Genomic DNA, 12,373 nt, shown 5'->3' on the forward strand with positions numbered 1-12,373 from the left:
TCGCCTTGTGTGTCACCAGGCATCCGTTGTGACTCGATAGAACTGTCCCGTTTGCTTCGGGATAGTCCTGTATGTCGCAGGCTCACTCCCCCGGGTGATCTGCCGCTTACCCATAGTCCGTTCGGGCCATTCAAGATTGGGCCCGAAGGGGGTGTTGCGCTGTGCCCGCCTTCCGTAACGTCCTCAACTGGCGGCGGTGAATATGCCGCTGCCGCCGTGGGGGAGCCTCGATTCGGGAGAGGACGGCGCCGGTATGGGCTGGGTTACCGACTGGAGTGCGCAGGCCGCCTGCCGCACTACCGATCCGGATGAACTGTTCGTTCAGGGAGCAGCGCAGAACAGGGCCAAGGCGGTGTGCACCGGATGCCCGGTGCGGACCGAGTGCCTGGCCGACGCGCTCGACAACCGCGTCGAGTTCGGCGTGTGGGGAGGCATGACGGAGCGCGAGCGCCGCGCACTGCTGCGCCGGCGGCCGACGGTGACCTCCTGGCGCCGCCTCCTGGAGACGGCACGCTCGGAGTACGAGCGTGGAGCGGGCATCGTGCCGCTCGACGACGACCAGGTGTACGCGCACTACGCGGCCGTGAGCTGAGGGCGACGCCCCCCGCTCAGGCGTCGGGCAGCTCCGTGCGCCCGGCCGCGAGGCGGCCGCCGATGTCCCGCAGTCCCGCGAGGTCGTGGACGTCGCCGGGCAGCGCGGCCACTTCGGCCACCGCCACCTCGGGGTGGCGCGCGATGAAGCGGTCCCGCGTGCGCTGCTCGCGGGAAAGCAGATGCATACGGTCGGCGTGCAGTCTCAGCAGGCCCGCGGTGAGCTGATCGGCGCTCTGGTCCGTGCTGTGATCTGCGTCGGTTGTGTGCGTCCCGCCCGGCTGGCCGCCGGGTGTGGGGGATGCTGCGGAAGCTTCTGAACTGCCGTGCGTTTCGGGAGAGTTACGAAGTCCAGCTTTCCCGCCGTCCTGATCCACAATGCGGGGCTCCTCAAGATTTTCGGCGGCGGCGAGCGCCCGCTCGGCGGACAGCTGGGCGGCCCCGCTGCCATGGACCCGGTTGAGCACCAGGCCGGCCAACGGCATCTTCTCGGCGGCCAGTCGCTCCACGAAGTACGCGGCCTCCCGCAGCGCGTCCCGCTCGGGCGCCGCCACCACGAGGAACGCCGTCCCGGGCGCCTGCAGCAGCTTGTACGTCGCGTCCGCGCGCGTGCGGAAGCCTCCGAACGTGGTGTCCATCGCGGCGACGAACGTCTGGACGTCCTTGAGGAGCTGGCCGCCCAGCAGCTTGCCGAGCGTGCCGGTCATCATCGACATCCCGACGTTGAGGAACTTCATCCCCGCGCGTCCGCCCAGCTTCGCCGGCGCAGTCAGCAGCCGGATCAGCCGGCCGTCCAGGAACGATCCGAGCCGCTTGGGAGCGTCCAGGAAGTCCAGGGCGGAGCGGGACGGCGGGGTGTCGACGACGATCAGGTCCCACTCGTCCTTCGCCCGCAGCTGCCCCAGCTTCTCCATCGCCATGTACTCCTGCGTGCCCGCGAAGCCCGCCGAGAGCGACTGGTAGAAGGGATTGCCCAGGATGGAGGCCGCCCGCTCGGGGTCGGCGTGCGCCTCGACGACCTCGTCGAAGGTGCGCTTCATGTCGAGCATCATCGCGTGCAGCTCGCCGTCCCCCTCGACGCCCTTGACGCGGCGCGGGGTGTTGTCGAGCGAGTCGATGCCCATGGACTGCGCGAGCCGGCGCGCCGGGTCGATGGTGAGGACGACCACCTTGCGGCCCCGCTCGGCCGCCCTGAGGCCCAGCGCCGCCGCCGTCGTCGTCTTGCCGACCCCGCCCGATCCGCAGCACACCACGATGCGGGTCTTCGGATCGTCGAGCAGGGGATCGACGTCCAGCACACGCGCGTACGCGAGCCGACGGCCGCCGCCCTCCGACACCCGCGCCGAACCGCCTTCCTGCGCCGGTGTCAGGGGCGAGCCCTCCTCCTGCGACGCGCCGCCCTCCTGCGCCTGCGCCTGGTCCGGACTCATGACATCCCCTGCTTCCGCAGTTCCGTGGCGAGTTCGTACAGGCCCGCGAGGTCCATCCCCTCGGCGAGCAGCGGCAGTTCGTGCAGCGGCAGGCCCAGCTCGCCGAGGACGGCCCGCTGCTCCTGCTCCAGCGCGTACCGCTCGGCGTACTCCTCGGCCTGCTCCAGCAGCGGGTCCACCAGCCGCTCGGCATGGCCGCCGCGCCGCGCCCCGCCGAGCCCCGCGGCCGACAACGACCGTGCGACAGAGGAACGACCCACCGTCCGTACGACTTCCAGCCCGTGCGCGTCCAGCACCTGCGGGCGGACCATGTTGACGACGACCCGCCCCACCGGGAGCTTCGCCGCGCGCAGTTCGGCGATGCCGTCGGCGGTCTCCTGGACGGGCATCTCCTCCAGCAGCGTCACCAGATGCACCTCCGTCTCGGAGGACTTCAGCACCCGCATCACGGCCTGCGCCTGATTGTGTATAGGGCCGATCTTGGCGAGGCCGGCGACCTCGTCGTTGACGTTCAGGAAGCGGGTGACGCGGCCGGTCGGCGGGGCGTCCATCACGACGTGGTCGTAGACGAACCGGCCGCCGCGGTCCTTCCTGCGCACCGCCTCGCACGCCTTGCCGGTGAGGAGCACGTCCCTCAGGCCGGGCGCGATGGTGGTGGCGAAGTCGATCGCGCCCAGTTTCTTCAGCGCCCGCCCCGCGCTCCCGAGCTTGTAGAACATCTGGAGATAGTCCAGAAGGGCCAGTTCGGGATCGATGGCGAGCGCGTACACCTCACCCCCGCCCGGCGCGACGGCGATCTTCCGTTCCTCATAGGGCAACGCCTCCGTCTCGAAGAGCTGGGCGATGCCCTGCCGACCCTCCACCTCGACGAGAAGCGTCCGCTTCCCCTCCGTGGCGAGGGCCAGCGCGAGGGCGGCGGCGACCGTCGTCTTTCCGGTCCCGCCCTTACCGCTGACGACCTGGAGCCTGCTCACGTCTTCGAGCGTAACCAGTCGGCGGCCGAGCCAACCGGGAGGCTGTGGACAACGGTGCTCCAATCGGCCACATGGCCCGGGACGCGACGCCCCGCCGGATGCGCCGCCGGGCCCCGCCGTGCACCGCGGGCACCTGCGGCGGACCGCGCCCCGGCAGCGGATACAGTCGCCCCATGACCAAGTGGGAATACGCAACCGTGCCGCTGCTCGTCCACGCCACGAAGCAGATTCTGGACACCTGGGGCGAGGACGGCTGGGAGCTCGTCCAGGTCGTGCCCGGGCCGAACAACCCCGAGCAGCTCGTCGCCTACCTGAAGCGGGAGAAGGCGTGAGCGCGGTCGAGGCGAAGCTCGCCGAACTGGGTCTGACGCTGCCGGCGGTCGTGCCGCCCCTCGCGGCCTACCAGCCCGCCGTGCAGTCCGGGCCGTACGTGTACACGGCCGGCCAGCTGCCCATGGTGGACGGCAAGCTGCCGGTCACCGGCAAGGTCGGCGCGGAGGTCACCGCCGAGGAGGCCAAGGACCTGGCCCGCGTCTGCGCCCTGAACGCCCTGGCCGCCGTCAAGTCGGTCGCGGGCGACCTGGACCGTGTCGCGCGCGTGGTGAAGGTCGTCGGCTTCGTCGCCTCGGCCTCGGACTTCACCGGCCAGCCGGGTGTCCTGAACGGCGCCAGCGAACTGCTCGGCGAGGTCCTCGGCGACAAGGGCGTGCACGCGCGCAGCGCGGTGGGCGTCGCGGTGCTGCCGCTGGACGCGCCGGTCGAGGTGGAGATCCAGGTGGAGCTCACCGCTTCGTGAACGCGGACATCGTGAACGCGGAAGCCGTGCGCTGACCTCGGGACCTCTCGAACATTCGCTCCCCACGGGATAGCCTCGCGGCCATGGCGAGTGGGCACGCGCGTGGGCAGGCGAACGGTCAGTGGTTTCCCCCGGAGTGGCCGGAACGCATCCGTGCGCTCGCGGACGGAGCCCTCACGCCCGTCGCCCCCAAGCGCGCGGCCACGGTCATGCTCCTGAAGGACACCGACCGCGGCCCCTACGTTCACATGCTGCGCAGACGCGCCTCCATGGCCTTCGCCGGAGGCGCGTACGCGTATCCGGGCGGCGGCGTCGACCCACGGGACGACGACCGGCATGTGCGCTGGGCGGGCCCCACGCGCGCGTGGTGGGCCGAGCGGCTCGGCGTCGACGTCACGAGCGCCCAGGCGATCGTCTGCGCGGCCGTACGAGAGACGTACGAGGAGGCGGGCGTCCTGCTCGCCGGTCCGGCCCCCGACTGCGTCGTCGGCGACACCACCGGCGACGACTGGGAAGCCGACCGGGCGGCCCTCGTGGCCCGTGAGACGTCCTTCGCGGAGTTCCTTGACCGGCGGGGCCTGGTCCTGCGCTCCGACCTCCTGGGCGCCTGGACGCGCTGGATCACGCCGGAGTTCGAGGCACGCCGCTACGACACCTGGTTCTTCGTCGCGGCGCTCCCCGAGGGCCAGCGCACCCGCAACGCCTCCACGGAGGCCGACCGCACGGTGTGGATCCGCCCCGAGGACGCGGCGGCCTCCTACGACCGGGGCGAGCTGCTGATGATGCCGCCCACCATCGCCACCCTGCGCCAGCTGACCGGGTGCGCCACGGCCGCCGAGGCGCTCGCCGCGGCTCCCGGCCGCGACATGACCCCCGTGCTGGCGCGGGCCCGGCTGGAGGACGGCGCGGTCGTGCTGTCCTGGCCCGGACACGACGAGTTCACCAAGCACATCCCCACAGGTGGAGCCACCGCATGACGGACGCAGCAGCCCTTCCCGGCCAGCCCCGGGGCGGTGTCCTGAGCGGCTCCGCCACCGCGCGCGCGGTCAACGTCCTCGCGCCCAACCCCTCCGCGATGACCCTGGACGGCACCAACACCTGGATCGTCTCCGAGCCGGACTCGGACCTGGCCGTCGTCATCGACCCGGGCCCGCTGGACGACGGCCATCTGCGCACGGTCGTCGACACCGCCGCGGCGGCCGGCAAGCGCGTCGCCCTGACCCTGCTCACGCACGGCCACCCCGACCACGCCGAGGGCGCCGCCCGCTTCGCCGGGCTGACCGGCACCAAGGTGCGCGCCCTGGACCCCGCGCTGCGGCTCGGCGACGAGGGCCTGGCCGCCGGCGACGTGATCACCGTCGGCGGACTGGAGCTGCGGGTCGTCCCGACGCCCGGACACACCGCAGACTCGCTGTGCTTCCACCTCCCGGCCGACCGGGCGGTCCTCACCGGGGACACGATCCTCGGCCGCGGCACGACCGTCGTGGCGCATCCCGACGGCCGTCTGGGCGACTATCTGGACTCCCTGCGCCGTCTGAGGTCCCTCACCGTCGACGACGGCGTCCACACGGTCCTCCCGGGCCACGGGCCCGTCCTGGAGGACGCCCAGGGCGCCGTCGAGTTCTACCTCGCCCACCGCGCGCACCGCCTCGCCCAGGTCGAGACGGCCGTGGAGGACGGCCACAGCGCCGCCGCCGACGTCGTCGCACACGTGTACGCCGACGTGGACCGCTCCCTGTGGCCGGCGGCCGAGCTGTCGGTGCGGGCGCAACTGGAGTACCTGACGGAGCACGGGTTGATCCAGGGCGGGTCGCTGCCCTAGGCCCCGTCCTCCGGCCTGGGGGCCTTCACGCCGTGCACGCGCGCGTACTCCGTCGCGAGCCAGGGCCCGAGGTCGCCGGTGTAGTGGCTCAGGACGTCCCAGTCGCCCGTCGGGTCGCAGCCGAGGACGGCCGCCGCCCTCAGCTGCTCCGCGCGCGTGGGGTGGTATGCGGCGAACGCCTCGGCCATCTCGTGCAGATCGCTGGTCCAGCCGTTCCAACGGGGCATGACCAGGGTGAACCCGGTGCGCACCAGATGCCGGGACATGAAGCGCACGAGCGGGCGCCGGGCCTCCTCCGAGTCGGCCGCCGCGGCGATCCGCGCGCGCCAGCGGGGGAGCAGCAGCGCCAGGTCGCCGTTGGTCTCCCGGGCGAGGACGGAGTCGGGCCGGTAGCGGGGCATGCGGGCCCCGAGGTCCTCCCCGAGCAGCGGAGTGCACAGGCAGGCCACGAACCAGCCCATGTCGTGCCGTTCCAGGTCGCTGAGCAGCCGTGCCCGGCCGTGGAGGAGCGTGCCGACGCCGTCGATCTGCGGGAACTCGGCGTCGAGCGCGTCGCCCAGCGCGCCGGCCGCGGCCCGGTCGGCGTCGTCCGGCTCCTCGTGCAGGGCGACCAGCAGGTCGAGGTCGCTGCGCCCCACGCGCGCGGTGCCGCGCGGGATCGACCCGTAGAGGTACGCGCTGTGCAGCCGCGCCCCGAAGACGCCCGGCAGGCGGTCGCGCGCCGCGGCCACGACGGGACGGAACGCGTCCGGCACGCGTGCGAGGGACCCTTCGCGCGCGATGTACCCCTGTGGATCGAGACCTCGGTGAACCGCTGCCGTCATGGGGCCACTGTGCACGCGCGCGGGCCGGACGGGCGCGGCATTTTCATACGCCGCGACCTTCGCCGGGCGTCACGGGCGAGGGCGCGGCGTTTCCGTACGCCGCCGGCCTCACCCGGCGGCGGTCACCGGGAGCGCTTGGCGAGCCGCTCCACGTCCAGCAGGATGACCGCGCGCGCTTCCAGGCGCAGCCAGCCGCGCTGCGCGAAGTCCGCCAGTGCCTTGTTGACGGTCTCGCGGGACGCGCCGACCAGCTGGGCCAGCTCCTCCTGCGTGAGGTCGTGGACGACGTGGATGCCCTCCTCCGACTGCACGCCGAAGCGGCGGGAGAGGTCCAGCAGGGCCCGGGCCACACGGCCGGGGACGTCCGAGAAGACCAGGTCGGACATGGCGTCGTTGGTCTTGCGCAGGCGCCGGGCGACGGCGCGCAGGAGCGCGGTGGCCACCTCGGGGCGGGCGTTCAGCCAGGGCTGGAGGTCGCCGTGGCCCAGACCGAGCAGCTTGACCTCGGTGAGCGCGGTGGCGGTCGCCGTACGCGGCCCCGGGTCGAACAGCGACAGTTCGCCGATCAGCTCGCCGGGACCGACCACCGCGAGCATGTTCTCTCGGCCGTCCGGAGACGTGCGGTGGAGCTTGACCTTGCCCTCGGTGACGACGTAGAGCCGGTCGCCTGGGTCTCCCTCGTGGAACAGGGAGTCGCCACGGGCGAGCGTCACCTCGCTCATGGAGGCGCGGAGCTCCGCGGCCTGCTCGTCGTCGAGAGCCGCGAAGAGCGGGTTACGCCGGAGGACGTCGTCCACGAGTTCTCCCTTTGTCGACCTGCTCAGGGGACCTTGATCCCCCGTGTGCCAGGGGACCGTGTTCCCCAGTTTGCCGGACGGTCCAAACAGTGTGATCTGTCACAAGGATGCCGCACACATGTGCTGGGGTAAGCGGCAGGGGTCCAATTGGGGGCCGATCTTCAGGGTCCGGGGCGGATGTCGGTGGGGGGCTTTAGGCTGGCCGGGTGTCCAAATCGCCGGTGAGAGCACAGGCCAAGGGAGCTGGACGGGTGGTTGTACATCGCGATTCCGCCGTGGGCGAACAGGCCTCCGGCGGAGGTGAGAAGGCCGCGAAGGCGACGAAGAAGGTGCCTGTGAAGAAGACCGCCGCCGACAGGAAACCCGAGTCCCGGACCGCTCTCGTCCGCCGGGCCCGCCGTATCAACCGCGAACTGGCCGAGGTCTACCCCTACGCCCATCCCGAACTGGACTTCCGGAACCCCTTCCAGCTGCTGGTCGCCACGGTCCTGTCCGCCCAGACCACCGACCTGCGCGTGAACCAGACGACGCCCGGCCTGTTCGCGAAGTACCCCACCCCCGAGGACCTGGCCGCGGCCGATCCCGAGGCGGTCGAGGAGATCCTCCGTCCGTGCGGCTTCTTCCGCGCCAAGACCAGGTCGGTCATAGGGCTCTCCAAGGCACTGGTGGAGGAGTTCGACGGGGAGGTTCCGGGCCGCCTGGAGGACCTCGTCAAGCTGCCCGGCGTCGGCCGCAAGACCGCCTTCGTGGTGCTCGGCAACGCGTTCGGCCGCCCCGGGATCACCGTGGACACGCACTTCCAGCGGCTGGTGAGGCGCTGGCGGTGGACCGAGGAGAGCGAGCCGGACAAGATCGAGGCCGCCGTCGGCGCGCTCTTCCCCAAGAGCGACTGGACGATGCTCTCGCACCGCGTGATCTTCCACGGCCGCCGGATCTGCCATGCCCGAAAGCCCGCCTGCGGTGCCTGCCCCATCGCCCCGCTGTGCCCGGCGTACGGCGAGGGCGAGACGGACCCGGAGAAGGCCAGGAAGCTGCTGAAGTACGAGAAGGGCGGCTTCCCCGGCCAGCGCCTCGACCCGCCGCAGTCCTATCTGGACGCGGGCGGCAAGCCGGCTCCGCCGCTGGGGGCCGGGTGACGGCGGGGCCGAAGGGAACCTCCCCGGAGGCGTGGGGAGCGGCCGCCGGGGTCACCCGGGTCGCCCGCGCTCCGAGGTCCGCCCGCCCCCTGGAACGATTCACGGCCGCTCGGGCGTTGGACTCGGAAGAACGGGGGGTGGTGCGGCGATGGCACACGCGAGCGACACACAGGGCGGCAGCGTGACGCTCAGCAGGGCCGGGCTGCCCGCCTGGCTGGACCCGGTCGTGCACGCGGTGGAGACGGTCCAGCCGCTCCAGCTGAGCCGCTTCCTGCCCCCGGAGGACGGGGCGGGACGCCAGTCGGCCGTCCTGATCCTCTTCGGGGAGGGGGAGCGCGGGCCGGAGCTGCTGCTCATGGAGCGCGCCACCTCCCTGCGCTCCCACGCGGGGCAGCCCTCGTTCCCGGGCGGCGCCCTGGATCCGGAGGACGGCGACCCGCACGGCGACGGACCGCTCAGAGCCGCCCTGCGCGAGGCCGAGGAGGAGACCGGGCTCGACCCGTCGGGCGTCCAGCTCTTCGGCGTGCTGCCCAAGCTGTACATCCCGGTCAGCGGCTTCGTCGTCACGCCCGTCCTCGGCTGGTGGCGCGAGCCCAGCCCGGTCGGCGTGGTCGACCCCAACGAGACCGCCCGCGTCTTCACGGTCCCCGTGGCCGATCTCACGGACCCCGCGCACCGCGCCACCACTCACCACCCCAGCGGCCACCGGGGCCCCGCGTTCCTCGTCGAATCGGCCCTGGTGTGGGGCTTCACCGCCGGCCTCATCGACCGCCTCCTGCACTACGCGGGCTGGGAGCGGCCCTGGGACCGCGACAAGCTGGTGCCGCTCGACTGGCGGTCGTGACAGGGTGTCCCGTGCTGTGTCCACCCGAGGAGCCGGCCCCCGGAGCCCGGCCGGCCCGCCGCGGCCGGGAAGAAAGAGGCGAGGCCTGAAACGGTGAACGTGCTCGACATCCTGCTGCTGATCGCGGCCGTCTGGTTCGCGGTCGTCGGCTACCGCCAAGGCTTCGTCGTCGGCATCCTCTCGGTGATCGGCTTCCTGGGCGGCGGCCTCGTCGCCGTCTACCTGCTGCCCGTGATCTGGGACACCCTGACCGAGAACTCCGAGGTGAGCACCGCGGCCGCCGTCGTCGCGGTCATCGTGGTGATCGTCTGCGCCTCCGTCGGCCAGGCCGTGACCACGCACCTCGGCAGCAAGCTGCGCCGGTACATCACCTGGTCCCCGGCCCGCGCGCTGGACGCGACCGGCGGCGCCCTCGTCAACGTCGTCGCCATGCTCCTCGTGGCGTGGCTGATCGGGTCCGCCCTGGCCGGGACGACCCTGCCCACACTGGGCAAGGAGGTCCGCAGCTCCACGGTGCTGCAAGGGGTCTCCGAGGCGCTGCCCGACCAGGCCGACACCTGGTTCGCGGACTTCTCCTCGGTCCTCGCGCAGAACGGCTTCCCGCAGGTCTTCAGCCCGTTCGCCAACGAGCCGATCACCGACGTCCGGCCGCCCGACCCGGCCCTCGCGGGCAGCGCCGTGGCCACCCGCGCGCAGCGCTCCATCGTCAAGGTGATGGGCACCGCGGAGAGTTGCGGCAAGGTGCTGGAGGGCACCGGCTTCGTCTTCGGCGAGCGCCGGGTGATGACCAACGCGCACGTGGTGGGCGGCGTGGACGAGCCCACCGTCCAGATAGGCGGTGTGGGCCGCAAGTACGACGCGAAGATCGTGCTGTATGACTGGAAGCGCGACATCGCCGTCCTCGACGTGCCCGACCTCGACGCGCCCGTCCTGAAGTTCGCCGCCGAGGACGCGGCGACCGGTGACGGGGCGATCGTCGCCGGGTTCCCCGAGAACGGCGCGTACGACGTGCGCGCCGCGCGCGTACGCGGGCGCATAACGCCCAGCGGCCCGGACATCTACCACCGCGGCACGGTCCGCCGAGAGGTGTACTCGCTGTACGCGACGGTCCGCCAGGGCAACTCCGGCGGCCCGCTGCTCACCCCGCAGGGCGAGGTGTACGGCGTGGTCTTCGCGAAGTCCCTCGACGACGCCCGCACCGGTTACGCGCTCACCGCGGACGAGATCCGGCAGGACATCACCCGGGGGCGCACCGCCAGCCAGGAAGTGGACAGCGACAACTGCGCGCTGTGACGCGGACGTGACGGCGCGGCCCGGGGGTGCCCGGTGTCCAGGACCTTGGGGAAGCGCCCCAGCGGCCGACGAATGCCGGGGGTGCGCGCCTCGTCAGCCGCGAGGATGACGCAGGCGTACCGAGACCCAGCGGGCCCGGCGGCGCAGGATGCGCGGAATGCCCACCCGGAGTTCGCTGCCCTCTTGCGGGGCGGCACCTCGCCGGTGGGAGCTCAGGCCGGAGGCCGAGCGGCGGGTGCGTGCTGCGTCACTGTAGTCGTGCGTCCAGCCCATACCGGGACCTCTGCCCCTGCCCCAAGGTCGATAACCGCCTGAGGGACCGCCAATTGGCCTATGCGCGCGGCAATTGGCCGTTCGCAGTACAGGTGTTCCGTACCGGATACCGGGCGCGATCGCCTCATCACCGATCTGGTTCCGGGTCTTTCAGCCAATTGACCAGTTCTGTGGAGAATCCGACCGGATCCTCTTCGTGCGGGAAGTGTCCCAGCCCGTCGAACAGCCGCCAGCGGTACGGAGCTTCGACGTACTCCCCGGAGCCGGCCGCACTGCGCGTACGCATCACCGGATCGAGGGAGCCGTGCAGATGCAGGGTCGGCACCCGTACCGGCCGCTTCATCCGCCGGTAGAACTGGATGCCGTCGGGTCTGGCCATCGACCGCACCAGCCACCGGTACGGCTCGACCGAGCAGTGGGCGGTGGACGGGATGCACATCGCGCGCCGGTACGTCTCCAGCGCCTCGTCCTCCGCCGGCCGCGGCCCCGACCACTCCCGGATCAGCCGGCCCACCAGCTCCCCGTCGTCGGCCGTGAGCTGCCGCTCCGGGATCCAGGGCCGCTGGAACCCCCAGATGTGCGAGCTCGCGGCGGACTGCCGCACGTCGGCGAGCATCGCCGAGCGCCAGCGCCGGGGATGCGGCATGGAGGCCACGGCGAGCCGCCTGACCAGCTTCGGGCGCATCACGGCCGCCGTCCAGGCCAGATAGCCGCCCAGGTCGTGGCCTACCAGCGCGGCGTCCGACTCACCGAGCGAGCGGATCACACCGGTGATGTCGAGGGCGAGGTTGGCCGGGTCGTAGCCGCGGGGCGTGCGGTCGCTGCCGCCGACGCCCCGCAGGTCCATCGCGACGGCCCGGAAGCCCGCGTCGGCCAGCGCGGTCAGCTGGTGCCGCCACGTCCACCAGAACTGGGGGAAGCCGTGCACCAGCATGACCAGCGGCCCGTCGCCCAGTTCCGCGATGTGGAAGCGGGCGCCGTTGGCGGCGACCTCGCGATGGGTCACCGCCCGGCCGAGCACGGTGTCCGGTCGTACGACCGAGGAAGGCTGCGCCGAAGGAGTGGCGGGGTCCGTCATGACGACGAGCGTGCCACAGCCTCGATGGCCTCCGGCGCACGGCCTTGCGCCACCTCCGGCCGCGGGTGCGGCTTGGCCTTCTGCAGCACGACCGCCGTCTCCTTCACCGACGCGGCGACCTTCTGCGGGCCCTTGCTCTTCTTGGCCTTCTTCGCGAAGACCACGCCGACCAGCGCGAGCACCGCGGCGACCAGCACGTTCGCCGCGAAGGACAGCAGGAAGCAGACCGCGAGGTTCCAGTCGCTCCACGTGCGGATGGCGTAGGCCAGCGCGAAGTTCAGCATCGGCAGCGAGAACAGCAGGACCGCACCGGCCAGCGAGAACGCGCCGCCGCTCGTCGCGCCGCGCTTGACGTCCTGCTTGAGCTGCGCCTTCGCCAGCGCGATCTCGTCGTGCACCAGCGCGGACATCTCGGTCGTCGCCGAGGCGAACAGCTGGCCGATGCTGCGTTCGGCGCCGACCGGGCTGCCGTCGGGTGCGCTCATCGCGGTCTCCCTCGTCTTGTACGGTTCCGT

The 12,373-nt window shown here is 72.1% G+C and carries 15 protein-coding genes; 8 read left to right on the forward strand and 7 right to left on the reverse strand.

Going from position 1 to position 12,373, the window contains the following annotated elements; all coding sequences use genetic code 11:
- Positions 1–253 precede the first annotated feature (253 nt).
- On the forward strand, positions 254–592 hold the full coding sequence (gene wblA, locus ACFYXA_RS31745; RefSeq protein ID WP_207228732.1) for a transcriptional regulator WblA: 339 nt from the start codon (positions 254–256) through the stop codon (positions 590–592).
- A 16-nt stretch (positions 593–608) separates the two neighbouring features.
- On the opposite strand, the gene ACFYXA_RS31750 is transcribed toward wblA, so the two are convergent.
- Positions 609–2,021 carry an ArsA family ATPase gene (locus ACFYXA_RS31750; protein WP_352244819.1) on the reverse strand — a complete coding sequence of 471 codons (1,413 nt, stop codon included), beginning with the start codon at positions 2,019–2,021 and terminating at the stop codon, positions 609–611.
- Positions 2,018–2,995, reverse strand: coding sequence for an ArsA family ATPase (locus tag ACFYXA_RS31755; RefSeq protein WP_389039430.1), 978 nt, complete (start codon positions 2,993–2,995; stop codon positions 2,018–2,020). Before ACFYXA_RS31755 ends, ACFYXA_RS31750 begins: the two co-directional genes overlap by 4 nt.
- 173 nt (positions 2,996–3,168) lie before the next feature.
- Here ACFYXA_RS31755 and ACFYXA_RS31760 point away from each other — a divergent pair, with 173 nt between their 5' ends.
- The 4 genes from ACFYXA_RS31760 (at position 3,169) to ACFYXA_RS31775 (ending at position 5,613) form a co-directional block, all read left to right on the forward strand.
- Positions 3,169–3,327, forward strand: coding sequence for a DUF4177 domain-containing protein (locus ACFYXA_RS31760; RefSeq protein ID WP_003967454.1), 159 nt, complete (start codon positions 3,169–3,171; stop codon positions 3,325–3,327).
- The gene (locus ACFYXA_RS31765) at positions 3,324–3,791 is read left to right on the forward strand and encodes a RidA family protein (RefSeq protein WP_389039433.1); all 468 of its coding nucleotides are present in this window, start codon (positions 3,324–3,326) and stop codon (positions 3,789–3,791) included. Before ACFYXA_RS31760 ends, ACFYXA_RS31765 begins: the two co-directional genes overlap by 4 nt.
- 83 nt (positions 3,792–3,874) lie before the next feature.
- The gene (locus ACFYXA_RS31770) at positions 3,875–4,768 is read left to right on the forward strand and encodes an NUDIX hydrolase (protein ID WP_351090442.1); all 894 of its coding nucleotides are present in this window, start codon (positions 3,875–3,877) and stop codon (positions 4,766–4,768) included.
- Positions 4,765–5,613: an MBL fold metallo-hydrolase gene (locus ACFYXA_RS31775; RefSeq protein ID WP_389039437.1), complete on the forward strand. Its 849-nt coding sequence runs from the start codon at positions 4,765–4,767 to the stop codon at positions 5,611–5,613. Before ACFYXA_RS31770 ends, ACFYXA_RS31775 begins: the two co-directional genes overlap by 4 nt.
- On the opposite strand, the gene ACFYXA_RS31780 is transcribed toward ACFYXA_RS31775, so the two are convergent.
- Positions 5,610–6,437: a nucleotidyltransferase gene (locus ACFYXA_RS31780; protein WP_389039440.1), complete on the reverse strand. Its 828-nt coding sequence runs from the start codon at positions 6,435–6,437 to the stop codon at positions 5,610–5,612. The genes ACFYXA_RS31775 and ACFYXA_RS31780 overlap by 4 nt on opposite strands.
- Positions 6,438–6,559: 122 nt before the next feature.
- The gene (locus ACFYXA_RS31785) at positions 6,560–7,234 is read right to left on the reverse strand and encodes a Crp/Fnr family transcriptional regulator (RefSeq protein ID WP_010031945.1); all 675 of its coding nucleotides are present in this window, start codon (positions 7,232–7,234) and stop codon (positions 6,560–6,562) included.
- A 329-nt stretch (positions 7,235–7,563) separates the two neighbouring features.
- Between ACFYXA_RS31785 and nth the strand changes: the two genes are divergently transcribed.
- From nth to ACFYXA_RS31800, 3 genes are all read left to right on the forward strand, one after another.
- Positions 7,564–8,370, forward strand: coding sequence for an endonuclease III (gene nth / locus ACFYXA_RS31790; RefSeq protein ID WP_352244937.1), 807 nt, complete (start codon positions 7,564–7,566; stop codon positions 8,368–8,370).
- A gap of 148 nt (positions 8,371–8,518) precedes the next feature.
- A complete protein-coding gene (locus ACFYXA_RS31795) occupies positions 8,519–9,214 on the forward strand; it encodes an NUDIX hydrolase (protein WP_389039443.1) in 696 nt (231 codons plus the stop codon).
- 93 nt (positions 9,215–9,307) lie between these two features.
- Entirely contained in the window at positions 9,308–10,507 is a 1,200-nt protein-coding gene (locus ACFYXA_RS31800) for a MarP family serine protease (protein WP_389039446.1), read from the forward strand.
- 93 nt (positions 10,508–10,600) lie between these two features.
- On the opposite strand, the gene ACFYXA_RS31805 is transcribed toward ACFYXA_RS31800, so the two are convergent.
- The 3 genes from ACFYXA_RS31805 to ACFYXA_RS31815 form a co-directional block, all read right to left on the reverse strand.
- A complete protein-coding gene (locus ACFYXA_RS31805) occupies positions 10,601–10,780 on the reverse strand; it encodes a hypothetical protein (protein ID WP_351090455.1) in 180 nt (59 codons plus the stop codon).
- Positions 10,781–10,907: 127 nt separating this feature from the next.
- On the reverse strand, positions 10,908–11,858 hold the full coding sequence (locus tag ACFYXA_RS31810) for an alpha/beta hydrolase (protein ID WP_352244826.1): 951 nt from the start codon (positions 11,856–11,858) through the stop codon (positions 10,908–10,910).
- Positions 11,855–12,343 carry a phage holin family protein gene (locus ACFYXA_RS31815; protein ID WP_352244827.1) on the reverse strand — a complete coding sequence of 163 codons (489 nt, stop codon included), beginning with the start codon at positions 12,341–12,343 and terminating at the stop codon, positions 11,855–11,857. The genes ACFYXA_RS31810 and ACFYXA_RS31815 overlap by 4 nt, the downstream gene beginning before the upstream one ends.
- Positions 12,344–12,373: the final 30 nt, after the last annotated feature.

It is taken from the genome of Streptomyces sp. NPDC002566, assembly GCF_042889585.1.
Classification (GTDB): Bacteria; Actinomycetota; Actinomycetes; order Streptomycetales; family Streptomycetaceae; genus Streptomyces.

What these genes read in the sequence shown, in the direction of transcription:
- ACFYXA_RS31810 (WP_352244826.1), bottom strand. Translation starts at nt 11,858, where the DNA reads ATGACGGACCCCGCCACTCCTTCGGCGCAGCCTTCCTCGGTCGTACGA.
- ACFYXA_RS31760 (WP_003967454.1), top strand. Translation starts at nt 3,169, where the DNA reads ATGACCAAGTGGGAATACGCAACCGTGCCGCTGCTCGTCCACGCCACG.
- ACFYXA_RS31780 (WP_389039440.1), bottom strand. Translation starts at nt 6,437, where the DNA reads ATGACGGCAGCGGTTCACCGAGGTCTCGATCCACAGGGGTACATCGCG.
- ACFYXA_RS31770 (WP_351090442.1), top strand. Translation starts at nt 3,875, where the DNA reads ATGGCGAGTGGGCACGCGCGTGGGCAGGCGAACGGTCAGTGGTTTCCC.
- ACFYXA_RS31805 (WP_351090455.1), bottom strand. Translation starts at nt 10,780, where the DNA reads ATGGGCTGGACGCACGACTACAGTGACGCAGCACGCACCCGCCGCTCG.
- wblA (WP_207228732.1), top strand. Translation starts at nt 254, where the DNA reads ATGGGCTGGGTTACCGACTGGAGTGCGCAGGCCGCCTGCCGCACTACC.
- ACFYXA_RS31750 (WP_352244819.1), bottom strand. Translation starts at nt 2,021, where the DNA reads ATGAGTCCGGACCAGGCGCAGGCGCAGGAGGGCGGCGCGTCGCAGGAG.
- ACFYXA_RS31775 (WP_389039437.1), top strand. Translation starts at nt 4,765, where the DNA reads ATGACGGACGCAGCAGCCCTTCCCGGCCAGCCCCGGGGCGGTGTCCTG.
- ACFYXA_RS31795 (WP_389039443.1), top strand. Translation starts at nt 8,519, where the DNA reads ATGGCACACGCGAGCGACACACAGGGCGGCAGCGTGACGCTCAGCAGG.
- ACFYXA_RS31815 (WP_352244827.1), bottom strand. Translation starts at nt 12,343, where the DNA reads ATGAGCGCACCCGACGGCAGCCCGGTCGGCGCCGAACGCAGCATCGGC.